General features: G+C 53.6%; 21 protein-coding genes and 1 tRNA gene. 10 read left to right on the top strand and 12 right to left on the bottom strand.

The features are described 5' to 3' along the window. Nucleotides 1-38 precede the first annotated feature (38 nt). Nucleotides 39-1490, top strand: coding sequence for a tagaturonate reductase (locus ACL2XP_RS25965; RefSeq protein WP_413736309.1), 1452 nt, complete (start codon nt 39-41; stop codon nt 1488-1490). A gap of 7 nt (nt 1491-1497) precedes the next feature. Here the strand turns inward: ACL2XP_RS25965 and ACL2XP_RS25960 are convergent, their stop codons facing one another. Further along, nucleotides 1498-2742: an MFS transporter gene (locus ACL2XP_RS25960; protein ID WP_413736308.1), complete on the bottom strand. Its 1245-nt coding sequence runs from the start codon at nt 2740-2742 to the stop codon at nt 1498-1500. Between the two features lie 219 nt (nt 2743-2961). On the opposite strand from ACL2XP_RS25960, the gene ACL2XP_RS25955 reads away from it, so the two are divergent. Then, a complete protein-coding gene (locus ACL2XP_RS25955; protein ID WP_413736307.1) occupies nt 2962-3972 on the top strand; it encodes an acyltransferase in 1011 nt (336 codons plus the stop codon). A 20-nt stretch (nt 3973-3992) separates the two neighbouring features. Here the strand turns inward: ACL2XP_RS25955 and ACL2XP_RS25950 are convergent, their stop codons facing one another. The 5 genes from ACL2XP_RS25950 to ACL2XP_RS25930 form a co-directional block, all read right to left on the bottom strand. Next, nucleotides 3993-4907: a GlxA family transcriptional regulator gene (locus tag ACL2XP_RS25950; RefSeq protein ID WP_413736306.1), complete on the bottom strand. Its 915-nt coding sequence runs from the start codon at nt 4905-4907 to the stop codon at nt 3993-3995. A gap of 38 nt (nt 4908-4945) precedes the next feature. Next, nucleotides 4946-5506: an isochorismatase family protein gene (locus tag ACL2XP_RS25945; protein WP_413736305.1), complete on the bottom strand. Its 561-nt coding sequence runs from the start codon at nt 5504-5506 to the stop codon at nt 4946-4948. A gap of 183 nt (nt 5507-5689) precedes the next feature. After that, entirely contained in the window at nt 5690-6046 is a 357-nt protein-coding gene (locus tag ACL2XP_RS25940; protein ID WP_413736304.1) for a VOC family protein, read from the bottom strand. A gap of 850 nt (nt 6047-6896) precedes the next feature. Then, entirely contained in the window at nt 6897-7292 is a 396-nt protein-coding gene (locus ACL2XP_RS25935) for a VOC family protein (protein WP_413736303.1), read from the bottom strand. Between the two features lie 46 nt (nt 7293-7338). Beyond that, nucleotides 7339-7857: a cupin gene (locus tag ACL2XP_RS25930; protein WP_413736302.1), complete on the bottom strand. Its 519-nt coding sequence runs from the start codon at nt 7855-7857 to the stop codon at nt 7339-7341. A 232-nt stretch (nt 7858-8089) separates the two neighbouring features. Here ACL2XP_RS25930 and ACL2XP_RS25925 point away from each other — a divergent pair, with 232 nt between their 5' ends. Further along, nucleotides 8090-8689, top strand: coding sequence for a nitroreductase family protein (locus tag ACL2XP_RS25925; RefSeq protein ID WP_413736301.1), 600 nt, complete (start codon nt 8090-8092; stop codon nt 8687-8689). A gap of 357 nt (nt 8690-9046) precedes the next feature. Here ACL2XP_RS25925 and ACL2XP_RS25920 read toward each other — a convergent pair whose 3' ends face one another. Continuing rightward, entirely contained in the window at nt 9047-10243 is a 1197-nt protein-coding gene (locus tag ACL2XP_RS25920; protein WP_413736300.1) for a multidrug efflux MFS transporter, read from the bottom strand. 193 nt (nt 10244-10436) lie between these two features. Here ACL2XP_RS25920 and ACL2XP_RS25915 point away from each other — a divergent pair, with 193 nt between their 5' ends. The 4 genes from ACL2XP_RS25915 (at nt 10437) to ACL2XP_RS25900 (ending at nt 13627) form a co-directional block, all read left to right on the top strand. Beyond that, nucleotides 10437-10898, top strand: a complete 462-nt coding sequence (locus ACL2XP_RS25915; protein WP_413736299.1) for a MarR family winged helix-turn-helix transcriptional regulator — start codon at nt 10437-10439, stop codon at nt 10896-10898. Between the two features lie 145 nt (nt 10899-11043). Then, a complete protein-coding gene (locus tag ACL2XP_RS25910) occupies nt 11044-11472 on the top strand; it encodes an organic hydroperoxide resistance protein (protein WP_413736298.1) in 429 nt (142 codons plus the stop codon). A 294-nt stretch (nt 11473-11766) separates the two neighbouring features. Next, nucleotides 11767-13452: a kdo(2)-lipid A phosphoethanolamine 7''-transferase gene (gene eptB / locus ACL2XP_RS25905; protein ID WP_413739295.1), complete on the top strand. Its 1686-nt coding sequence runs from the start codon at nt 11767-11769 to the stop codon at nt 13450-13452. A 98-nt stretch (nt 13453-13550) separates the two neighbouring features. After that, nucleotides 13551-13627 (top strand) — tRNA-Pro (locus ACL2XP_RS25900). Between the two features lie 158 nt (nt 13628-13785). On the opposite strand, the gene ACL2XP_RS25895 is transcribed toward ACL2XP_RS25900, so the two are convergent. Beyond that, a complete protein-coding gene (locus ACL2XP_RS25895) occupies nt 13786-14772 on the bottom strand; it encodes a nitrilase family protein (protein WP_413736297.1) in 987 nt (328 codons plus the stop codon). 94 nt (nt 14773-14866) lie between these two features. Between ACL2XP_RS25895 and ACL2XP_RS25890 the strand changes: the two genes are divergently transcribed. Continuing rightward, nucleotides 14867-15733 carry a LysR family transcriptional regulator gene (locus tag ACL2XP_RS25890; protein ID WP_413736296.1) on the top strand — a complete coding sequence of 289 codons (867 nt, stop codon included), beginning with the start codon at nt 14867-14869 and terminating at the stop codon, nt 15731-15733. 86 nt (nt 15734-15819) lie between these two features. On the opposite strand, the gene ACL2XP_RS25885 is transcribed toward ACL2XP_RS25890, so the two are convergent. Then, the gene (locus tag ACL2XP_RS25885) at nt 15820-16254 is read right to left on the bottom strand and encodes a hypothetical protein (RefSeq protein ID WP_413736295.1); all 435 of its coding nucleotides are present in this window, start codon (nt 16252-16254) and stop codon (nt 15820-15822) included. A gap of 193 nt (nt 16255-16447) precedes the next feature. Between ACL2XP_RS25885 and ACL2XP_RS25880 the strand changes: the two genes are divergently transcribed. Beyond that, complete coding sequence (locus tag ACL2XP_RS25880) at nt 16448-19561, top strand: dermonecrotic toxin domain-containing protein (protein ID WP_413736294.1); 3114 nt, start codon at nt 16448-16450, stop codon at nt 19559-19561. Here the strand turns inward: ACL2XP_RS25880 and ACL2XP_RS25875 are convergent. Next, on the bottom strand, nt 19555-20307 hold the full coding sequence (locus tag ACL2XP_RS25875; RefSeq protein WP_413736293.1) for a molybdate ABC transporter permease subunit: 753 nt from the start codon (nt 20305-20307) through the stop codon (nt 19555-19557). The genes ACL2XP_RS25880 and ACL2XP_RS25875 overlap by 7 nt on opposite strands. Before the next feature lie 23 nt (nt 20308-20330). Then, complete coding sequence (locus ACL2XP_RS25870; protein ID WP_413736292.1) at nt 20331-21272, bottom strand: extracellular solute-binding protein; 942 nt, start codon at nt 21270-21272, stop codon at nt 20331-20333. A 229-nt stretch (nt 21273-21501) separates the two neighbouring features. On the opposite strand from ACL2XP_RS25870, the gene ACL2XP_RS25865 reads away from it, so the two are divergent. Beyond that, entirely contained in the window at nt 21502-21930 is a 429-nt protein-coding gene (locus ACL2XP_RS25865) for a TOBE domain-containing protein (RefSeq protein ID WP_413736291.1), read from the top strand. 40 nt (nt 21931-21970) lie between these two features. Here the strand turns inward: ACL2XP_RS25865 and modD are convergent, their stop codons facing one another. Next, the gene (gene modD, locus ACL2XP_RS25860; RefSeq protein WP_413736290.1) at nt 21971-22819 is read right to left on the bottom strand and encodes a ModD protein; all 849 of its coding nucleotides are present in this window, start codon (nt 22817-22819) and stop codon (nt 21971-21973) included. Nucleotides 22820-22994 lie beyond the last annotated feature (175 nt).

Here is a 22994-nt window from a genome sequence, read left to right as displayed (position 1 = left end):
ACCTACGGTGCCGTTTGGCCAAAATTAAGGACTGTGATATGAAATCACTTAACCGGCGGGAATATCCCGGCCGCCAGCATCCCGATCGTATTATTCAATTCGGCGAAGGCAATTTCCTGCGCGCTTTTATGGACTGGCAAATTGATTTGTTAAATGAACACACCGATCTGGATGCCGGCATTGTTATTGTTCGCCCCATTAATACCGATTTTCCGCCGTCGTTGAATACCCAGGATGGGCTTTATACCACCGTGATCCGCGGTTTGAACGAACAGGGCGAGGCGGTGCGGGAAGCGCGGCTGATCCGCTCGGTGAATCGCGAAATTGCGATATACCGGCAATTCGATGAATATTTGCAACTGGCGGGCGATGCCAATATCCGATTTGTTTTTTCCAATACCACCGAGGCGGGAATCGCCTTTGTCGCCGACGACCGCTTTGACGACAGACCGCCCGCCAGTTTCCCCGCCAAGCTGACCCGCCTGCTGTATGAGCGTTACCGCCATTTTGACGGCGCGGCGGATAAGGGATGGATCATATTGCCCTGCGAGCTGATTGATTATAACGGCGAGACGTTAAAAGCGCTGGTACTGCGTTACGCCGCGCTTTGGGCCTTGCCCGGGGATTTTTGCCGCTGGGTGGAGCGCGACAACCTGTTTTGCTCTACGCTGGTGGATAGGATCGTGACCGGTTATCCCGCCGCAGAAGCGGCCGCGCTGGAAACCGAGCTGGGCTATCACGATGCTTTCCTTGATACCGCCGAGTATTTCTATTTGCTGGTGATTCAGGGACCGGAACGGCTGAAGGCCGCGCTGGGTTTAGATCGCCTGGCGCTCAATGTCCGCATCGTGGACGATATAAAACCTTATAAGGAACGTAAGGTGGCCATCCTCAACGGCGCCCATACCGCCATGGTGCCCCTGGCCTTTCTGGCCGGGTTGGATACCGTGGGCCAAGCGATGGAGGACCGTCAAATCAGCGCCTTTATACAGCGCATGCTGAGCGAGGATATTATTCCCGTACTGGATTTGCCCCCGGACCAGTTGGCTTCTTTTGCGGCGGCGGTATTGAACCGGTTTCGCAACCCCTTTATCCGTCACCAACTGTTATCCATCGCCCTGAACGGCACGACCAAGTTCCGTACCCGCCTGTTGCCCCGGTTGCTGGCGTGGCGGGAACGTACGGGCGCCATTCCTCCCCGCCTGACCCTGGCCCTGGCCGCGCTGTTGGCTTTTTATCGCGGTAAACGCGACGGCGGCGGTTATCCTTTGCAGGATGACGAGCATGCACTGGCGCAGTTTGCCGCGCTCTGGCGGCAAGTGGACGCGCGGGAGATTCCCCTCGAATGGCTGGTGCGGGATATTTTAGCCGATACCGGGCTGTGGGAGCGGGATCTTAGCCTGCTGCCCGGGCTGGCGGACCGGGTGACGGCGCAGCTACAGGGTATTCTTACAGATGGCGTGCGCGCCGTCCTGGCCGAATATCTGTAGCCCACGCTTATAACGCGGCGGTAGGTATTGATGCCAGGGGCGCGGCGCGGCGGCGGATAAACAGCCGCACCAGCGTATACCAGCCCAGCACGCTCAGCAGGTTGAACAGACTAAATAGACCGCTGCCGCCCTGGGCGTAAAGGGACTTGGCCAGTTCAATGCCCAGGCTGTACATCAGGATATTAAGCATGCCCAACGCGGCGGATACCGTGCCCTTGCTCATGGCGCACGAGAAGAGCGTCAGGCGGTATAAGCCGGCGTTGGCCACGCCGATGCCGTAGGCATACAGGCTCATGCCGGCGGTCATCCACAAGTAGGCATGGGGCCAGAGCACGGTCGCTACGGCGGCTAGCGCGAGCCCGCCGATAATGGGCGCGGCGCCGAACTTAATCAGGCGATCTACCGTGCGCCGGCCGCTTAACCGCGCCAGGGTAATATTCCCCAGCATCAGCGCGCCGAAGACCGGCAGCTGCAGCAAACCATATTCCACCGATGTCAGGCCCTCATCCCCCATCAGGATCACCGGCGACTGCGCCAGCCATGACAACAGCGGCAGGCAGGCGAACCCGATGGCCAGGGCCCCATAGAGGAACTGGCGGTTGGTCAATACCACTTTATAATCTTGCCACAGCCCGGCGGGGGAGAAGGATTCCCCCAGACGCGAGGCGGTTTCGGGCATCGCCCGCCATAGGCCGACCAGGGCAATGGCCGCCAGGGCGGCAAACAGGATAAACATGGCCTGCCAGGGGGCGAAATGGATAATCAGTGAACCGGCCAAAGGCCCTAACAGCGGGGCGATCAGCGCGACATTGGCCATCAGGGCGGTAATTTTAATACAGGTGGCCTCGTCGAATGATTCCTGAATGGTGGCATAGCCTACCGCACCGATAAAGCACAACCCGAAACCCTGTAAAAAGCGCATCGCCATAAATTGCTCTATGGTATCGACCAGCAAAATGCCCAGGCAGGCGCAAATAAAGCATGCCACCCCCGCCAGCATCACCGGACGGCGGCCGCGCCGATCCGACAACGGTCCTAATAACCATTGCAGTACCATGCCGCCGGCAAGGTAGGCGGTCATTGACGTCGGCACCCATTCGCGCCCGGCGTTAAATGATGCGATGACCTCCATCAGGCCCGGCTGGATCATGTCATTGCCGATATAAACGGTGAATTCAAACAGCACCAGGCATAACGGAAACAACAACGCCTTCCGACCCAGCCGGGTGGAAGGAGATAAGGTAGCTTGCATATTTTAACCATATGAAATATAAAGATAAAAAAATAAATCCCGCCAATGCCTTCAGCATTGGCGGGCTATTTTGCAAGCATTTTAAGGTATGCGCAACCCCCGGACCGGCGATCGGCACATTCTGATAATTCATTTTAACTTTGCATCCCGCTTTACGCATCTATAGCCTATTTTTAAGTTATTGAAGATCAAGCGTTGGATTGGCTCGCGGGGATTGGGATGACGGTGGTGGACGGCAATAAAAGAATTTTTTGGATAGATAATCTGCGCGCCCTGGCCTGCATGATGGTGATAATGATCCATACCACGACTTTTTATGTTACCCATGGCATGGAGATCGGCGAGTATAATTGGCTATTGGCCAATGTACTTAATTCCGCGTCCCGCGTTGCGGTTCCGCTTTTTTTTATGATTTCGGGATTTTTGTTTTTTGGCGAAAGGCCGGCCGGTAAAAAACATTTTCTGCGCGTGGGCCTGTGCCTGCTGTTTTATAGCTTGGTCGGGCTGTTATATATGACCCTGTTTACGCCGATTAACGTCAAGCTGGCGCTGGAAGGAATGTTGCAGAAACCGATTTTTTATCATCTGTGGTTTTTCTACGCGGTTATCGTTATCTATCTCTTGTCCCCCCTGGTGCAGGTAAAACCGGTTTCCGCCGGTTACATCACCGCCGCCATCCTGCTGCTGGCGGTGGTGGCCAACCCCAATACCGTCCCATTGCATCTGGGGAGAATGACGCTTTTACCGGTTAACCTGTTTATCGGCGGCGACACCTTTTACTACATTTTATATGCCATTTTAGGGCGCGCCATCGGCATGTTGGATTTACCAGGCAAAATGATTCCCTTCCTGGCGGCGGCGGTATTTGTTATTACTGCGGCGCTAGTGGCGGTCGGCACCAAAAAACAGCTGATTATCAACGGCGATTTTGCCGACACCTATTATCTGTATTGCGGCCCGCTGGTATTCGTCGGCGCGGTAGCGCTCTTTATTTTATTTAAGCAAACGTGCTGCCGTCGTTCATACCCGCCGTTGCGCCTGATATCCCGTTATTCGCTGGCGATTTATGGCTTTCATGCGTTTATTATTCATTACATGCGTACCCATGGGCTGGATGTCAAAGCGTATCCGCCGCTGGATATTGTATATATTTTTATCGTCACCCTGGCATTAAGCCTGCTGCTGGCGGTGGGCTTAAGCAAGCTGGATATCCGCCGCTGGGTGAGCTGATTTTGGTTATTTCCGCGCAATTATGCCTGCCAGCGCTGCTGCGCCCGCCGCAGTTGGCGGCTGGACGAAAAACCGGCGGCCAGGGCCGATTTTTCGATGCCCAAGCCCTGCTGTAAACGTTGTTGCGCTACCGCCAGGCGCAGCTGTTCGTGATACTCCCGAACGCTAAGTCCCAGATGTTCCCGGAACAGGCGGGTAAGATGGCGGCTGCTCATAAATACCTGGCTGGCCAGTTGATCCAGTTGCCACTCGGCCTCCGGCTCCTTGGCCAGGATATCCTGCGCCCGGTGCACCGCCGGATGCAGATGGTTGCGATGGCGCAGCCAGGGCGAAAGTTGCGCATCGTCGCCCCCGCGCCGAAAATAGACCACCATCTCCCGGGCGACTTCCATGGCTTGCCGAGGGCCAACAAACTGGCCCACCAGATAAAGGGCCAAATCGATGCCGGCGGTAATGCCGGCGCTGGTGAATATCCCGCGATCTTCCACAAAAATCCGGTTGTCTTTCACCAGTGCGCCGGGCGCCTGTTCGCGCAGGCGCGCCAGGATATTATGGTGCGAAGTGCAGCGGTAGCCGTCCAATAACCCGGCCCGTCCGGCAAGCAGCGAGCCGGAGCAAACGCATACCAGGGTCCACAGTTGGTTGTGGAAGGCGTCGCGATGCGCCTGCAGCCATTGCTGCGCCGCCAGCGCCGGCGCACTGTCCAACTGGTGGCGGGAATCGGTCACTCCGGGGATCACCACAATGCTTTGCGGCGGCAAATCCCCTGGCAATGGCGCGATACGGCTGATGGTCATGCCGGTGGACGTGGGGATTTCTTCCTGCGGGCCACAGTAGTGCAGCCGGAAAGCGCCCGCCAGGGTCAGCACTTCCGCCGGGCCGGTCAGGTCCAGCGACATCACGCCGGGTAATACCAAAAAGAATACGTCACGCATTGCGGTTACTCCTGCCTACTGCCGGGCCCGGCGCCTTTTTACGATGCTTTGGTACTGTCCGCCAGTTCGGCCAGGCACTCGGCCACGGTGCGAATATCGGCAAAACGATCGACCAGTACCGTTTCGGTGTGATGTTTCAATTCCGCTGCGCTCAATGTCCGGCCGCCATGGGTCATGGGAAAGGTCAGCGTCGCTTCGGTCACGAACGTCACCCGATAGCCCAGATCCGAGGCGACCCTGGCGGTGGTTTCACAGCACTGCTCGGTACGCATTCCGGCGATAATTAAATGCCCGATTTCCCGCTCCTGGAGCCATTGATGCAGCCCGGAATCGGTCAAGGCATTATGAACATGTTTAATCAATGTCACGTCCGCCGTATGGGTCAGGAACGGCATGCGCTTCACCAGTCCCGACGCAAGGCTGAACGGTCCGTCGCCGCTGTTATGTAAAATATCCACCAGCGCCACATCATGCCGGCGGCATCCCTCAATCAGGGATAATAATGCTTGCTGAAAGGCCGGGATATCGTTTTCCGACCAAAAGGGACGATGCAGGAAGGATAGCTGGACGTCAACGATCAATAATGCGCTATGTGCCATTTCAAGACTCCTGGTGATTGCGATGGCGCTATAGTGTCAAAGGGGTGGGATAATAGACAGGACATAATCGGACATGATGTGGCTGTTTCGGGACCGGTTGCCAAAACTGCTTTTGGCCGAGCCCGCGGAGCGGGCGGGACACGGCGGGGCAATCCCTTTTCCGCCGTGCCGGGATGGGGGGAATCAATCTTCGGTCCATACTCCCAATATATAACCGTCCGGATCTTTAAAATGCAGGCGCTGCCCGCCCGGGAAGGCGAATATGGGCTTGACGATTTCCGCGCCGGCGGCTTCCAGTTTTTTCTGCGTGCCCGGCAGGTCGCTGGCGTAAAATATCACCAGCGGCCCGCCGGGGGACGTTACGGCTTCGGTGGAGGTAAAACCGCCGTTGATGCGGCCGTCGAAAAATTCCGTATAGGTCGGGCCATAATCGGTAAATGCCCAGTTAAACACCGAACCATAGAATTTTTTGGTCCGCTCGATATCACTGACGTTAAACTCTACATAGTCGACCTGACCGTTTGCGCCTATCTCTTTCATCAAGATGTCCTCAGTTTAGGTTGGCTCTCTCCAAGTATGGTCCACTCGCCGGACGTTGGTGGTTTAATTTTTAACCAACTGCGGCCGCGTATTAGCGCGGGCGATCGTGAGACGTCAATAAATAACCTCAGCATAAGTATCTTTAATAATCTATCGAATGATTAACGACATAGGTAATAAACTTTTTAACCCTGGGTTCCAGGAAAGAGTTAGGGAAAAGATGACCCTTACGTTATGTTTATGTTAATAGGAAAAACGTATCGTCAAGTTTTGGCCGTTTATTTATAAATATATTTTTGGCATTTTATATTTTTATTAAATAATTTTTCGAAGTGAATTGAATATCGCTATATATGTTTGAGTATATTAATAATATGAGGCGTAAATTGGCGAGAGGTAATATTTTATAGCAGCCCAGGAGGTGGAGTTATGTCGGGGAAATTATGCTGTTTTCACATTTGTTTTCCATGCGGGGGTTATTCGCGGGACGAGTCCAAGTATAATTTTATCAGAGAATCTTCCTTGGGACGCGTGGCGGGGGTCAACAACGTAGCGCCACGCCTGGCCGGCCCAGACAAAAATTCGGCGAATCGCCCAATATATAGCAACGAGCCGGTGGTCTATATTAAACTTACCGCGTTTACCGGCTTTCCCGATTATTTTGAGCCTTCTATCAGGATTTTCCGGGTAAGGCCCCGCCAGGGAAATAAGTCCGACCTGCCCGCGGTGCATAATAAAGGACATCAGCGGGAGGCTCGGCACGCTGCCCCGCCGCTGGGGAGCGGCGTGCCCGCCGTTCGTGATGATCACCTGAGCAATTATATCTAGCGCCGTGCTTGCCGCCGGCGAATTATTTACCGTAGTGCATGCCCTCAAGCTTCATACCGTCAGGGTCAAGGAAAAACACCGCGTAATAATCCTCATAGTATTCGCCGGCGGGGTCGACTATCCGGACCTTGTTTTCTTCCAGCCATACTTGCAGCTCATCAACATCCTGCCGGCTGTTCAAGGACCAGGCATAATGGTGAAACCCTACGTCGCCCTTGCGATATGCCTGTTTTTTTCCCTGCTCGTCGGCCTGGTAAATCCAAAAGCGCGTATTGCCGTTGCTCCAGCCCATTGCGCCGCTCATTTCATCCATCACCTCAAAGCCAAGAAATGCGAATAAGCCGCTGTAAAATTGTTTTGAGGCGGCGAAATCGCTGACGCTGACAACTAAATGATCTACTGCCTGTACTCGGGACATAATATCCTCCTGCGGAATGACCCCATAGGGCATTGACGATGGTGGTTCAGGCTTGCTCGGGATTGTGCCAAAGCGTGGTGATGCCGCCGTGCCCGCCGGTTATCGGGTCGGTGGACGGCATGGGCACCTGGCCGATATGCCGCTGCAGCGACGCCAGTTTGGCGGGATTGTCGCGGCATAAATCGGCGCTCATTCCCCGGGGGTAAGCGCCGACAACCATGAAATCCTTGCTGGATTCCAGCGCTTTGTGTCCGACGCCGGCCGGCACCAGCACCACGTCGCCTTTGGTTAATTCCACGATCGGCCCGGTTTCGCCGCCCAGTTGTACCCGGGATTGGCCGGCGTAGACGCCAAGAAGTTCATGGCAATTGGAATGGAAATGGGTGAAGTCATAGATGATATACCGCCATTGGGCCGGCCAGTCGTTAGCGGCAAGATGTTGTTCCAGCCAATCCGCCGGATCGGCGGTTTCAGCCGGAATAACGTTGCGATAAATTACCACGGGCAGCGGATTGTTCGGTACACCCCCTACCGGCTCCTGCAGATTCAGGGTTTCTATTGTCATGTTAATGACTCCTGTTCGCCTAAATGACGCTGTGACCGAGTGTGCGTCCGGACCTCGTACCGTGCCGGGCGACGATTATTATAAATATTAGCAATAAGTTATATCAGCATAGTTAATCATGGGGATGATGCGAGTGATTTACAGAGCCCCCGATCAAGGCATAAGCTAACCGGTGAACAATTCGGCATGGTTTGCACCGTTTTGTTAATCCCTTTCTAACAGGAGTAGTCCCATGAGCAACGCTTTTCTGGACGTCATCAAGGCCCGCCGGTCGATTTATGCCATCGGTAAAAATATTACGCTGTCCGAAGATCAGATTGCCGCTCTGGTGAAGGAAGCCGTGAAGCACAGCCCTTCGTCTTTTAATTCCCAAAGCTCTCGCGTTGTAGTGCTGTTTGGCCAGCAGCATGAAAAATTATGGAATATCGTCAAAGAGACGCTGAGGAAGATTGTTCCCGCCGAGTCCTTTGCCGCCACTGAAAACAAGCTGGCCTCCTTTGCCGCCGGCTTCGGCACGGTGCTGTTTTTTGAAGACACCAAAGTTATTGATGTTTTGCAAAAGCAATTTGTCGCCTATGCCGATAATTTTCCCATTTGGTCGGAGCATTCCACCGGTATCGCCCAGTTTGCCGTTTGGTCCACCTTGGCGCAGGAACGTATTGGCGCCTCGCTGCAGCATTACAATCCGTTAATCGACGGTGAAGTCAAAAGCACCTGGCAGCTACCCGATAGCTGGAAGCTGCGCGCGCAAATGCCGTTTGGCTCCATTGAACAGCCGGCGGGCGAAAAAACATTTATCTCCGATGAAGAACGTTTTCGCATTCTCAAATAAGGAATCAAAACAGAGATTAATTCGCTAAGACCGGCGGCTACGCCGGTCTTTTAACGTGCGTGCTCGCTCAAAAAACCGCCTATTTTCGGCGGTGGTTTTCCCAGGTTCGAACAGCGCGTCTATAGTTAATGGCTAGGCTGGTTAAAAAACAGGCAGGGTTGAACTTCTACGCGCCCACGCGGGTCAACTGTCAGTTGGCAAGGCGCCAGGCGCGCAAGCGGCCCGACTCTTTGGTCATAATGCAGTATTCATCAAGAGGAGAGGAATGATGACCCGGATATTACTGGTATTTTTATTTTTCGTGGCGATTTGCGCAGGCATCATGGTGGTACAAATGGGCGGTCGTTATCCGTGGATTTAACCGGATTTGGCCGGCAGTTTACGGAAACCAGACCAGAGCTGCACCGTATTGATCAGCACCATCACCGCCGTAAACAAAAAGACAAAGCGAAAGCCCAGCACCGCCGATACGCTGGAGCCTATGAGCGGGCCGACGACGTTACCCATATACATAAACGATTGGTTATAACCGAAGATCCGCCCGGTTACCCGATCGTTGGAATATTTTACCAACAGCGTTTGTACCGCGGGCATGAGCGCGCCGTCGGTAAAACCTAATAAGAAGCGCAGCACGCCCAGCTGGAACGGGGTTTTCACCCAGGCCATGAAACAGAACAGCACGATGCTGCATACCATGGCCGTCATCAGGATGCGCGAAGTGCCGATGCGATCGCCCAGTTGGCCCAGGCGCGGTGCGGCCATTAGCGCCGACACGCCCGGTACGGCGGCGATCACCCCGCTGATAAAGGCCAGATTGCCGGTATCGCCCGAAATATCCTTGATGAACAAGGTCAGGATCGGGCTAATGGAGCTGTTGGTCAATTGGATCATCATGGTGGTGATAAATAGGCTGAAGATCAATCCAGGGTAGGGCAGCGAATGGAAGATCGCCCGGCCATTCAACCGATCGGCTTTTTTGACGTTCACCACCCGTTCCTTTATCAGGAACAGGGTCACCAGAAAGCTGACGAACATCAGCGCGGAGGTTACCAGGAACACCACGCGCAAACCAAGATGATCGGCCATAAAACCGCCGAGCAGCGGGCCGACTATCACCCCGGCCACCTGGCCGGTGGAGAGGGTGCCGAGCGCCCAGCCGCTTTTTTCGCGCGGGACCTGGGAAGCCACCAGCGCCATGGCGTTGGGAATATAGCCCGAGGTCAACCCCATCAAGGCCCGCAGCAGGAATAATTGGTAGACGTTACTGACAAAACCCTGCAGGGCAATCACCACCGCCATGCCCAATGACGCCCGCAGCAGCATCAACTTGCGTCCTTTGCGATCCGCCAGACTGCCCCACAGCGGCGCCACCACCGCCGAGACCAGAAACGTGGCGCTGAATACCAGCCCCGACCAGATACTCAGCGCTTCATGGGTATGAATACCCAATTGTTCCACATACAGAGGTAAGAAAGGGAGAATCTGACTCATGGCCAGTCCGGTAAAAAAACAGCCTAACCAGACGGAAAAAATGTTGAGCTTCCAGGCTTCCATATTTATATGCGCATCAAATAGGAGGGTAATAGTTTGTTTACCAATAATACCATTTTGGTAAAACCCCGTTGTATTAACTTCTATTATAATGTGTAGCAAAAAAGCACGGTCATCTTTTGTACGCATGGGACGGGCGATAGGCGGGATTAAAAAGTCACTTGCTATTCTATAGCGCGCTATCTATACTTGAACCATGAAGACGAAACCTAACGATCAAAAGCCGATGGACACGCATTTATCCCTCGATCAGCAATTCTGTTTTGCCCTGTACTCGGCAAACCTGGCGCTGAATAAAGTGTATCGCAAGCTGTTGGCCAAGCTGAATCTCACTTATCCCCAATATCTGGTGATGCTGGTGCTGTGGGAGCGCGACGAGGTCATGGTATCCGAAATCGGCGAGCGGCTGTTTCTTGATTCCGCTACGCTGACCCCGCTGCTTAAGCGTCTGGAAGTGGCCGGCCTGCTGGGGCGATTTCGTTCAGCCGCGGACGAGCGCCAGGTCATTATCCGCCTGACCGAGCGCGGGCGGGCGCTGCGTGAGACGGCGCGGACCATCCCCGATGACGTGCTGTGCGCCACCGCCTGCAGTTCGGATAAGCTTGATGAAATAAAGCGGCAATTGCAAACGCTGCGCGCTCAATTGGCGCAGTGGTAACGGCGGGCGGGGCGAAGACGAAGTAAAGACCCTGGTCTATACTAGATTTAATTGATGCCTTTATATTGCAAGCGATTTAATCGCGAGTCATGCATCCCTCGAAGCCCGGGGGGTAACATCCAATAACGTAAGAAGGAAACATAATATGTCTATTGAAAAAGTGGTTTATCGTGCGAAGGCCAAGGCAACCGGCGGACGTGATGGACGAGCGACTTCATCCGATGGCGTACTGGATGTCAAACTCGGCGTACCGAAAGAAATGGGCGGCGCGGGCGGGGAAGTCACCAACCCTGAACAGCTGTTCGCCGCCGGTTATTCCGCCTGTTTCCTGGGCGCATTAAAACACGTGGCCTCGCAGGAAAAAGTTAAACTGCCGGCGGACGCCTTTATTGAAGGTACGATCGGTATCGGCGCGGTGCCGACCGGATTTGCCATCGAGGCCCAGCTGGATATTCATTTGCCCGGCCTGGATCGCAGCGTGGCGGAAGAGTTGGTGCAAAAAGCCCATGTGGTATGCCCTTATTCCAACGCGACCCGCAATAACATTGATGTTAAACTCAACGTCATTAATTAGTTCACCAGGTTGAAGCGGGCGGGCTGCCAAGGGGAGCGTGTCCGGGAAAATCGTGGATCGGAACCGCCGTGGGCATTACGCTTGCGGCGGTTGTTTTTTAGGCGATCTCACTGCAAAAGCGTTATATCACCTACCAATAAAACTTTTTAATATTAAATGGGTCAAAAACTCATACTTAATGATGTGCTTATTCATTCGTTGTTGGCACGGGTTACCCGTGGCGGTCTGACTTCAGATAGTCAATCTGTCCTCACAGCGTCCAAAAATACACAGATTCGCCGAGACCTTGCGTTGATAAATTTAGCAAAACAGCTGTCACAGCAGAAGCTATCGATACTAATCGCCATTTATATAGGTTTGTTTCTTAACCTTTCGGTTTTTATCCGTCGTTTCGATCTGCTCCATCCGAGCGCGACCTCCGGCAACATGGTGATTGCCATAACCGAGATTATGGCCACTGTCCTGTCGACGTTCTTTTTGTTGCGTCTGATCTCGCTGGGCGGACGCTACTTCTACCGCACCGTGGCTACATTATTGTTGCTAATCTCGGTTGCCGCCAGTTATTACATGACATATTTTAACGTGGTCATCGGCTATGGGATTATCGCCTCGGTCATGACCACCGATATTGATTTATCAAAGGAAGTGGTCGGGTTCTACTTTCTCCTGTGGATGGTGGTGGTCAGCGCGCTGCCCGTGTTCCTGATCTGGAAAAACAACACCAGCGGCACGCTGTTCCAGCAATTAAAAACCCCCGGCCAGCGGATTAAGCCATTGTTAAGCCTGCTGGTGATTTTGGCGCTGATCTGGCTGCCGGTACGCTATCAGGACAAAGCGCAAAACGTGCGCGAAAAAATCACCAATATCGATTTGCCGAGCTACGGCGGGGTTATCGCCCATTCCTACCTGCCGGTTAATTGGATGGCCGCCCTGGGACTGTTTGCTTATACCCATTTCGATGAGAGCCAGGATAATGACTCGCTGCTCGATCCGGCCAAGAAATTTACCTATGTGCCGCCCGCCGGCATCGACGATACGTATGTGATTTTTGTCATCGGCGAAACCACCCGCTGGGATCATATGGGGATGATGGGCTATAACCGAGATACTACGCCCAAACTGTCCCGCGAGAAAAATTTAGTGGCGTTTCGCGGGCAATCTTGCGATACCTCCACCAAGCTCTCCCTGCGCTGTATGTTCGTGCGCGAAGGCGGGGCGTCGGATAACCAGCAGCGTACGCTCAAAGAGCAGAACGTTTTTGCGGTCATGCGCTCTTTGGGGTTTACCTCCGAGCTGTTCGCCATGCAAAGCGAAGTGTGGTTCTACAACAATACCGATACCAATAATTTCTCATTTCGCGAGATGATCGCCGCCGAAAAACGCAACGACGGTAAATCCGTCGACGATATGCTGCTGGTTGACGAGATGAAAGAGTCGCTCAAACGCTACCCCAAGGGCAAACATTTGGTGATCCTTCATACCAAGGGGTCCCATTATCTCTATTCGCAGCGTTACCCGCGCAATTTTGCCCGCTACCAGCCGGAGTGTATCGGCGTGGATCACTCCTGTACCAAAGCGCAGCTGGTTAACGCCTTTGATAACAGCGTGCTGTATACCGATAGTTTTCTTGATAGCGTGATCGACCAGGTCAGGGGTAAAAAGGCGTTGGTGTTCTATGCCGCCGATCACGGCGAGTCCATTGATGAAAATTATCATTTGCACGGCACGCCGCGGGATATGGCGCCGCCTGAGCAATTCCGCGTGCCGATGATGGTATGGGCGTCGGATTCGTTTCTGTCCGACCCGGTTCACCGCGACGCGTTCGACCGTTTGCAGGCGCAGCAGCGTATCGGCGCGACCCATCGCCATGAAGAGCTGTTTGATTCCATCTTAGGCTGTTTGGGGTACACCTCGCCGAACGGCGGAATCAAGGCCGGCAATAATTGGTGCAATAAACCGGTTAAAACGTCGGCGATATAAACCGGCATATCCCACCGGTGGCTTTATCAGCACCCGGTAAAATTTCGTGAAAAAGGGATTGACGCAAAAAGACGGCCGCAGTAAGATGCGCCCGCACTCGGTGAGTGGCGCAGCCTGGTAGCGCAATACGTTCGGGACGTATGGGTCGGAGGTTCAAATCCTCTCTCACCGACCAACATTCCCCCAAGGCTTGGTCTAAAGAGCTGTCCGCAGGCAGCCTGACGAAGTCGGTAAAAGAAAAACGGCACGTCTTTGACGTGCCGTTTTTCTTTTGTTCTGTTCGGATTCTGGTTCCTTTAATCTTGCTTAGGGCGACGGCAGACGGCCTCTGTGCTATTTGCGTTTTTCAAAGCTGGGGACATCCGTAGAAAATCTGGCGCTGCGGGCATCGCGTTCATAACCCTGGGATTGACTCAGAATGCCATACAGCTCAGGCCGGCGGCCATGTATCCACCTTCTCCCGGTAGACATGGCAAGCAGGTTCAAATCGAGATCGGCGCTTACCATCGTATCTTCAAAAGAGCCGGTTTCTTCAATGATGCGGCCATAGGGATCGAGGATCATGGCGCCACCCGTGCGAACCTCGCCGTTATCCAGTCCAACACCATTGCTGAACAGGACGAATAAACCATTGTCATGGGCCCTGGCGGGCAGCCAGCGCATCAGCCAGCCGCGCCCGCTATCGCCACGAAACGCCGTCTCCAGGGCAAGCGGATCGTTATACCTGTTTTCCCAAAGCGTTGCGGGAATGGGCTTCATTCCATAAGGGCTGCGGGAATGGGTTCCGCCCGTCTGGTGCGGAGCCACCAGGATATCAGCGCCAAGCAGCGCCGTTGCGCGCACGTTCTCGACCAAATTATTATCCCAGCAGATAAGAATCCCAACCCGCACTCCCCAAGGGGTATCAAATACGGTAAAGCGGTCCCCCCTGGCAAGGTCCTGGTGCTCGAAGGCATGCAGTTTGCGGTGTACATGCGCACGGCCGTCCGGCATACATACCGCATAAGCGTTATACAGCAGCCCGTCGTTTCCCTGCTCGATAAGTCCCGCGCCTATCGCCATCCCATATTTTTTTGCCAGTAAAGTGATTCGTGCCAGGGACGGGCTGCCGTCAATCCGTTCCGCCAGCGCCGCCACTCCTTTAGTGGTAAGGTCGGGCACATGCCAGTAGCCGGTAATACACATTTCGGGGAAGGCCAGTATCCCGGTGCCCTGGCGGCCGGCCTGATGGATAAACCCCTCCATAACCGAAAGATTATAGTGCTTGTCATTAGCCCGGTGGCAGAACTGGACTGTTGCAACCCGAAGATTCTGTTTCATGCCCGCTATCCTCAACTGGAAACCGGTGTCAATTTCACCAGACAGGTGCGAGACTGTATAATCACGATTTCTCAGAGTTTGATAACCCACAGGAATGGATATAAAACTGTTGCGCGCGTTCGTTACACTGGCTCGGCAGGGGCGTTATGGCCCCGCTGCGGAAATCCTGTGCCTGACGCAACCTGCCCTGACGAAGCAGATCCAGACGCTGGAGCATCTGGCCGGAATGACACTTTTCCAGCGTGGCCGCCAAGGCGCGAAACTCACCGTCGCCGGCCAGCAACTCTGTTCCAGGGCCAGCGAATTGCTCAAGCAGTATGATGAGTTTCGGGGATATGTCGGCAGGATGCAAAAAGGGAGCGCGGGTAAGCTTGCCCTGGGATTTGGCATCTCGTCGTTTCAGCTGGCTCCCGCGCAGGTCACCGCTTTTCGTGAGCAGTTTCCGGATGTCGAGGTATCGCTGAACGACATGCCTTCCGACGTACAGTGCCGGATGTTGCTGGACGGGCAGCTTCAGGCCGGATTTATACGTCTGCCGGCGCCTGGCCCCCTGCAAGTCGAAGTGCTGATGGAAGAGCGGCTGGTCCTGGTCACTCCTGCCGGGCTGCACGCTGGCCCTGCGAGTATCCGGCCTGTACTTGAGTCGCATCAACTGCTACAGCTCGCCCCGCACCGTGGGCATGGCCTGACGACGCAGACGGCCGGTTTTCTTAAAGAGAATAAACTCAGCCCCAAGTCGGTGTTTGCTGCCGATGATATTCAAACCATACTGGCATTAGTGGCGGCCGGAAACGGCGTGGCATTGTTGCCCGCCGGCGTCAGCCATATTTTGCCTGCCGGTCTGAATGTGGTGCCGGCCGAGGGGGAATATACCCATTGGCTGATTGGGATTGCGTGGAACCCGGAGATCCAGGATGTTCTGCGGGATAATTTTGTAAAGATGATGGCAAGCGCAGTGTGAGCCGGATACGGGGGGTAGCCCGCGCCAAGACGCCACGGGCAATATCCGGCGCGCGCTGATGTTGATCGCCCGTCCTTTGGCGCGGATCAGGCGGGCCGGCCACCGTCGCCGGAGATGCCGGGCAGCGAAAATAGCAGATGCCGCAGCGCGCCGTGGGCCATGGCCACCTCGGGGGATTCCTGCAGGGCGGTCACATAATTGCGGGCAAATTCGGTATCATTCTCCGGCCCCAGGGCCAATAGCCGTTCGATAACCGTTTTGTAAGCCAGGATGACGGCGCCATCAATTTCCTCCGGCTCATCGAGCCGTTCGTCCATTTCTACCAGAATTTCCGACAGCAGCCGTATCCAGGCGAATTGCGGGTGTGCGCTCACCAATTGTAAGTGTTCAAACGGGCTGCCGACCGGACCAAAACGCCGGGTTTCCAAATCAATTAATGCCTTATGTAATTTGCGCAGCGCCGTGGAAATCGATTTAAGGGTGACGCGCCGCTCGCGATCGGGAATATGTTGGGAAGTCATAAGTTATTTCCTTAGTGATGAGTTGTGCAGGTTTAACTATGGCGGCCAGGCTAGTCCGGGCACTTCATGTTCCAGGGGCGTCGAGCCCGGTGACGCATCTTTTTCCGGCAGCATTCCGATAATGCATCCTCTTGCAGGTCCTTTGCTATCATTTAACACAGGGAAAATATAAATAACAGGAGGATCGCTGGCGATGAATTCAATCCGCTTGACGGCTAACGAGCGCTATCGGCGTCAGATTGGAAATTACTGCAACCAGAAAAATAAGCATGGCCTTTCTTCGCATGAACAGCAAAAACTATTAAAAAAATTGGCTGAATCGCCGGTCCCCGCGCCAAAAAAAGGAATGGCGCAATTGATGCTGCAGACATTACTTCTTGTTTCCAATATTTGCGCCGCCGTCGAGCCGCGCCAGACGCTCCCCAGAGATAATAATCGGACCGTCCGGTTTAACTCCGGCAACCGTGTCATCACCGCTATTCATGGAAACGCGCAAAACGGAATGCCGGCTTTGCCATCATGGCATTTCCCGGCGTCTCCCATGACCAGCGCCGCGCCGCAAATAAAGCCATCGTCTAAAAAAATACCTTATCCCTCTTCCCGCCGTTCCATAAGAGCAGCCAAGAAATTCGAAAATTTTCTTATGGCCAAAAGATATATCGAGAACGGCAAAAAATATCCCCAGTTGCTGACTATTGCCAAAAATGAGCTGAAGAAGGCGATAAAAGCAAAAACGCAATTACATATAAATCCTGATAATACTTTTTTTAATCGGTTTAGCTCCGCCTTTAGCGATGCCCATGCATTCACCGGTTGGCGCCATGACCGTGCCACGCTTATTGAATCGGGAATGTTGACGGAATATGTGCTGAAGAATTTTCCGGCCGATGCGCAGGATAATCTCGACGTGGTTGATCAAATGTGCGGCATTTATAACACTAATGCGCTCACCGATCCTTATTTTAACAGTCGAAAACAAATTGCGATAAAACCCTCGGTTATTGCCAGGATTATATGGGATATGGATTTTTTCTATATATTTATTAACCGCTTGGATAAATACTGGCAGGATAAAAGCATTCAGGAGGCATCAAATATTTATACGCTATTTTTTGCGTTATCTAAATTAGGGGGAAATCATAGAAAAAACGCTGAAAAGATATTTTTGAATCAATTTGGGTTGATTGGCCGGCCGAGTAGTACCGTAATGATCTATTTTTTCGATATCAATGGATATCTCTCCACGGATGCGCTTGTTTGGGAATCGCAAATTTCAAAAAAAATACTGCTTTATCTGCCGAGGAACGAAAATATAGTGCCGTTCAGTAATATTTCAGCAATGCGCGATTGGCTAATTAACCTTTGCCGGTATAACGCCAGCCGCGAACATATCGCCGCGCATTTTTCGTTGCATGACCGGCAGGACGGGATCATCTATGATGGCGTCGATAGCTGGTTGGCGCATTTTGCGGACAATGAATTCGCTAAACGATACGCCGATAAAATTTGGCGCAGCAAAATACCCGTTCTCGGGAACTTACCCGAGGCCCTGCTGATCAGGCAAGAGGAACGCTCATATTTTGATGCTGACGTATTGATAAAATCCGATGCGGAAATCGGCAGGGACATGGCTGCCCGGTACCTGTCGGCGATAGATAATATTTTACCCAACCCCGTAACACCCCTGATTTCCTTAGGAGTAGATATCGATCAAATGCTGGCGGGTGATAACGCGGCTGAGCGTCAGCAAGGCGCAATGAATGTTGTCAATGATGGTATTAATATTGCCATTATGGCATTGACCGATGTGCTGTCCAATAAAGTGTCCTTGGCGAAGAGGGGGGCATTTAACCCCGGTGTTGAAACAGGCGAAACCGGCTTGACCAGCCAGGTCAGAATAGCGATGGCAGCAAAAGGAAACCGTGCCTGGCATAGGGGACCGGGTAATGCTGCAAAAATAGGCGGAATCAAACAGGGTATGTTCCGTTATTTGGCTAAAAACCGGCAGCATAAATGGATACACCCGCAGATTTTCAATAAAATACGCGCAATTAAACTTCTTGGTAAACCCCTCGATCAGATTATACCTTATCATCACAATGCCCGAGGGATTATATTCGCAGCCAACGGAAAAAGCTATATTAATATCGGCAATGAATACTTCCCTATTTTTAAAAAGCCAGGTATAAACAATTATTATATTGGCAGCGGGAAGCACGTGGCGGTTTTTTATGACAAAGATTATAAAATATATCTCTATCAACCAGAGAGTAGGCATGCTTCAGCCAAGCAAAGATTGGCTTATGAAGTTTTTTCTTGCCGGAAAAAACGGCATCCTTTAGGTATTGATGATAACTTCTGCAGCAGCGTCTCTGGGCAGTTGGCTAATATATTACGAGACACTCGCGGCGGTATACCAGCAAGAAAAATCGAGCCGAATTTGTCCCTCGATCCGGAAAATCCATTTATTTACCAAGAGAAAGATACGCATAAAAATTATATCAAGCATAATAATGAATATTTTTTAATCAAAGCCAATCCCGGAGGAGTTTCATATAGCCTTTACGCGCGTAGATCGGTGATCTTACCCCGTCTATGGGGCCAGAAATTCAAAAAAGTCGGTGATATTTTTTATAGCCATAAAAGAGGAGGGTTTAGCCGCTATTCAAAAATTGACTTGCTGCAAGAATCGCTAAATTTATCGCCTGCGACCGCCAGGCTTTATGTAATTTGTACCAAAAATATGGAGAAGTCGCGCCTTACCGGCGAGGAAATATCCACCATTGCAGCTTACGGCAGTAACAATAATGATGCAATCAATGAGTTTCTTGATAAAGGCATGCCGGATCAATTTATTTCCCCCTGGATAAGGGATGCCATGAAAGCTCAGGTGGCGGAGCTCGATAGCGCATTAAACAAAATCCCTCCTTATCCGGGCGTAGTATACCGGGGCTGTTCGCTAAGCAAACAACGGATAGCCGCTATCAAGGTCGACGATGTGCTGGCGGGCGCGGGCTTTTTGTCCTCTTCCGTGGATCGGCAGATTGCCGGGGGATTTGCCCGAGCGGCTACAAAAGACCATGCCGGAGTGTTTTTGGAGATGCGCATCAAAAAGCTGGGCCACCCGATTATGCTATATACCCGGCATCTGGCCGAAGGCGAGGTATTACTCGAGAGAAATTCATTTTTCAGGGTCAGATCTATCGAAAACAATAAATTTATCGTGGATGAGTTAGCCCGGGGCAACGTAAATAACTACCTGAAAAAACGGCCCTCCGCCAAGGTCGTGGCGCTTGGCCGTCAGTAGGGGTTCCTAACGCGGCGTGACTGTATCAGGCACCATAACGGGAAGGGCAGCGTTACTATCAGCAGCAGCCATAATAATGAGTACACCGCATCAACGCCCTCATTTTGCAAATTAATATATAACTTGACCGGTATCCCCTGCGGGAAATACGAAAAAACCAGCACAATGCCAAACTCACCTATGACGCGCACCCAGGCGATGGCCAGGCCGGTGGCCAAGCCACGGCGCGCCAGCGGCAGCGTCAGCCGGGTGAGTATCCGCCAGGACGAGGCGCCCAGCACTTTGGCCGCATCTTCAACGTCCGCCGGAACGGCCTCGATGGCCGAGCGGGCCGACATCACAAAATAGGGCAACGCCCCATATACCTGGGCCGTGACAAACGCGCCGGCGTTATTGGTCAATGAAAAGCCGAGCCTGGCCAACAGGCCGCCCAATGCGCCATAGGGTCCGTAGACCGACACCAGGAGAATGCCCAGCGCCAGCGGGGGAGTAAGCAGGGGAATCAATACCATGATTTCCACCCAATGACGCATGGGCGAAACGGTGCGCGCCAACCATAGCGCCAGCGGGATGCCCAACAGGATAATCAGCGGTATCGAAATACCGCTCAATCCCAGCGAGACGCCGACCGAGCCCCAATCACCGTAGGCCAGATGGAAGTCCCGCCAGGGCGTCACCCCTATGAGCGTGGCGAATGGCAATGCCAGCAAGACTAACGCAGGGAGTGCAAACCAGCGGGCGGGCATGTTACGCCGCTATCCGGGCGCGGTTAATGATACAACGCCCCGCCCTTGGGTTGGCCGTAGCCATTTTGCGCCAGTAAAGCCTGGCCGGCCTTGCTCTGCAAAAAGGCGACGAATTTGCGTCCTTCCGCGGCATCCGGGGCATTCTTCAGTACGGCGGCATAAAATACCAGCGGTTGGGTGTGCAGGGTTTTTTCCTGGCCCGTGGCGTCTTTTACCGCAAAGCTTACTTTATCGTACCAGTCCGCGGACATGGCGGGATTGCTCAGATTGATTTCATCGGGCAGCGTGATATAGGGGAGTTTGGCGGAGATGGTGGCGCTTTCGTAACCGGAGGACGCATCAACCTGTCCCGACTCCATGCGGGTCAGCAGACCGCCTTCGGCAAATACCTGTTTAGGGTTTTGCACCTCGCCCAAAACCTTCTGGGCGAGTCCTGGCTGCCGGTAGTATTTTTCCGCCAGCTTCATGGTAAAGATGATGTTTTGCCCCTGGGGGTCGTTCACCGGATCGGTACGGCCGAACGCCAGACCGGGAGATTGCAGCACTTTCCACCAGGGCGCGGTCGTCTTATCGCCCGGCCGCGCGTTTTTCGCGGCGACAAACGCGGGAGCGAAGGCGCTTTTCGGGTTATAGACAATCACCATGCGGGTACTGGCAACCGGTACGGCCTCATCCACCATGCCGGCCTGTTTAAGGATATCCATGGGTCCCGGCGTAATGGAAACAAAGACATCGGCGACGATTTTTTTCGAGGCGAGCAGGCGCGCCATGCCGTAGGCCCCTTGGCCTTGTCCCTGATAAGTCAGATGCTCGTTTTTGGCAAACGTCGGGCCGAGGTATTTATCCATCACCACCCCCATCGACCCGGCATACGTCACGCGAATATCTTCCGCCGCGGCTGCATTGAGACTGGAGAATGCCCCAAGCGCGCACATTACCATGGCACCAATATATTTTCTGTTCATTGTTTTCAGCTGTCGTTGTATAAAAGTTTATACAACAATATCGGCCAACTTATTAAAAGATCAACCAATTAAATTTGCCAAAATATTAATGGCATCCCGGCAGTTTGTGCGATGATAAAATTTATCTATCCGATCGCTACCAAATCGCGTTCTGTTTGCCAGCCGTGATTTTGAGCGCATCGCGATCGTAAGACGCGGCTATCGATACTCACACGAATCGGAGACGACCATGCTTACTTCAGCCAGAAATCAGCTTACCGGCACCGTTACCGCCATTATTACGGGCGCGGTCAATGATGAAGTCGAAATCACTCTGCCCAATGGGAAAGCGCTGGTCGCCACGATCACCCATAGCAGCGTGCAATATCTTAATTTGCGCCAGGGCGGTGAAGCCATCGCGTTTATCAAGGCTCCGTGGGTGATTCTGACGGCCGCCGATACCGGATTGCGCTTCTCGGCGCGCAATCAATTCAGCGGTAAAATCGGCAATATTACCAAGGGCGCCATAAACAGCGAGGTGACGGTGGAAATCGACCCGACGCTTACCCTGGTTTCGGTGATCACCAATGAGAGCGTTACCGGCTTGGGATTAAAACCGGGCGACGCCATCACCGCATTGGTCAAGGCATCGAGTATTGTGCTGGCGACCCGCGGTTAAGTGCGCCGTACGGTATATCCCCGGTCCGCGCCTGGGACATTCAACCGGCGGGATATAGCCGGACCTGGATGTCGGCGGGCTGGCTGTAATAAGGCATCGAGGTGACGATTAACCCGATGCCGGTGCGGGCATATTCCGCGATATTGTCCAGATTAACCCCGCCGGCAGCGGCCAGGCGGCAGCGGGGCGCGGCGGACAGGGCGAATTCCACCATTTTGCGCACCGCGTCCGGGCTGAATTTATCCAGCTGCACCAGGTCCGGCCCGCTCAGCAGAGCCGCTATCGCTTCGGACTCGTTATCCGCCTCCACCACTATCAGCCGATCGGGGGCGGCAAGGCGCAGCGTCGCGACGTGTTGTCGCCAATCGCCGGGGTCGTCGCAAAACCGGCGATGATTGGCAAACAGCAATACCGTATCGGCGGTGCCGCTGCGATGGATCGTACCGCCGCCGTCCAGTACCGCGCCCAGTGCCAGGGTCTTGGTGCCGGGAATGTTTTTCCGGGTGCAGGCGACTTGCAACCGTGAATTCACCGCCTGCGCCCGGCTGACCATCTCGTGGGTGGCCTGGGCGACCCCGCTGCACCACTCCAGCAGGTTTTGCGCCACCTTCCAGCCCTGATGCAACCGTTCAGCCGGGCCGCGGGCGGTTAACAGCACGTCCCCCGGCAGGGCCGCCCGGCCGTCCGCCGCCGTTTTTTCCACCGCCAGCTCAAGCTTGCGCAACACGCACGCGGCGGCGTCCAACCCGCTGACCTTGCCGGGCCGGCGCAGGCTAAAGGTCATGATCCCCGCGCGGTCGCCTATACCCAAGGCGCGGGTGGTCAAATCGCCATAGCGGATATCCTCCAGCAGTAATGAATCGATATCCCCATCGGAAAGATAGAACATGCTGTTACTCGCTTGGCCTTGGCCGGTAGCTGGACTTTATGGTTAATACCACCAATAACATATCCCAGGGCGCAACGGTGTTGATATTGATCAAGCGCCGGGCCGGCCAATCGGTAACCGGAATAAAAATACCTCGGAGAACTTTTATTTTAAAAAAAGTACGTTTATGTACTTA

Source organism: Sodalis sp. RH21, assembly GCF_047324175.1.
In the GTDB taxonomy this organism is placed as follows: domain Bacteria; phylum Pseudomonadota; class Gammaproteobacteria; order Enterobacterales; family Enterobacteriaceae; genus Acerihabitans.
This window is presented reverse-complemented; position numbering and strand designations above follow the sequence as displayed.

What these genes read in the sequence shown, in the direction of transcription:
- ACL2XP_RS25965 (WP_413736309.1), top strand. Translation starts at nt 39, where the DNA reads ATGAAATCACTTAACCGGCGGGAATATCCCGGCCGCCAGCATCCCGAT.
- ACL2XP_RS25960 (WP_413736308.1), bottom strand. Translation starts at nt 2,742, where the DNA reads ATGCAAGCTACCTTATCTCCTTCCACCCGGCTGGGTCGGAAGGCGTTG.
- ACL2XP_RS25955 (WP_413736307.1), top strand. Translation starts at nt 2,962, where the DNA reads ATGACGGTGGTGGACGGCAATAAAAGAATTTTTTGGATAGATAATCTG.
- ACL2XP_RS25950 (WP_413736306.1), bottom strand. Translation starts at nt 4,907, where the DNA reads ATGCGTGACGTATTCTTTTTGGTATTACCCGGCGTGATGTCGCTGGAC.
- ACL2XP_RS25945 (WP_413736305.1), bottom strand. Translation starts at nt 5,506, where the DNA reads ATGGCACATAGCGCATTATTGATCGTTGACGTCCAGCTATCCTTCCTG.
- ACL2XP_RS25940 (WP_413736304.1), bottom strand. Translation starts at nt 6,046, where the DNA reads ATGAAAGAGATAGGCGCAAACGGTCAGGTCGACTATGTAGAGTTTAAC.
- ACL2XP_RS25935 (WP_413736303.1), bottom strand. Translation starts at nt 7,292, where the DNA reads ATGTCCCGAGTACAGGCAGTAGATCATTTAGTTGTCAGCGTCAGCGAT.
- ACL2XP_RS25930 (WP_413736302.1), bottom strand. Translation starts at nt 7,857, where the DNA reads ATGACAATAGAAACCCTGAATCTGCAGGAGCCGGTAGGGGGTGTACCG.
- ACL2XP_RS25925 (WP_413736301.1), top strand. Translation starts at nt 8,090, where the DNA reads ATGAGCAACGCTTTTCTGGACGTCATCAAGGCCCGCCGGTCGATTTAT.
- ACL2XP_RS25920 (WP_413736300.1), bottom strand. Translation starts at nt 10,243, where the DNA reads ATGGAAGCCTGGAAGCTCAACATTTTTTCCGTCTGGTTAGGCTGTTTT.
- ACL2XP_RS25915 (WP_413736299.1), top strand. Translation starts at nt 10,437, where the DNA reads ATGAAGACGAAACCTAACGATCAAAAGCCGATGGACACGCATTTATCC.
- ACL2XP_RS25910 (WP_413736298.1), top strand. Translation starts at nt 11,044, where the DNA reads ATGTCTATTGAAAAAGTGGTTTATCGTGCGAAGGCCAAGGCAACCGGC.
- ACL2XP_RS25895 (WP_413736297.1), bottom strand. Translation starts at nt 14,772, where the DNA reads ATGAAACAGAATCTTCGGGTTGCAACAGTCCAGTTCTGCCACCGGGCT.
- ACL2XP_RS25890 (WP_413736296.1), top strand. Translation starts at nt 14,867, where the DNA reads ATGGATATAAAACTGTTGCGCGCGTTCGTTACACTGGCTCGGCAGGGG.
- ACL2XP_RS25885 (WP_413736295.1), bottom strand. Translation starts at nt 16,254, where the DNA reads ATGACTTCCCAACATATTCCCGATCGCGAGCGGCGCGTCACCCTTAAA.
- ACL2XP_RS25880 (WP_413736294.1), top strand. Translation starts at nt 16,448, where the DNA reads ATGAATTCAATCCGCTTGACGGCTAACGAGCGCTATCGGCGTCAGATT.
- ACL2XP_RS25875 (WP_413736293.1), bottom strand. Translation starts at nt 20,307, where the DNA reads ATGCCCGCCCGCTGGTTTGCACTCCCTGCGTTAGTCTTGCTGGCATTG.
- ACL2XP_RS25870 (WP_413736292.1), bottom strand. Translation starts at nt 21,272, where the DNA reads ATGAACAGAAAATATATTGGTGCCATGGTAATGTGCGCGCTTGGGGCA.
- ACL2XP_RS25865 (WP_413736291.1), top strand. Translation starts at nt 21,502, where the DNA reads ATGCTTACTTCAGCCAGAAATCAGCTTACCGGCACCGTTACCGCCATT.
- modD (WP_413736290.1), bottom strand. Translation starts at nt 22,819, where the DNA reads ATGTTCTATCTTTCCGATGGGGATATCGATTCATTACTGCTGGAGGAT.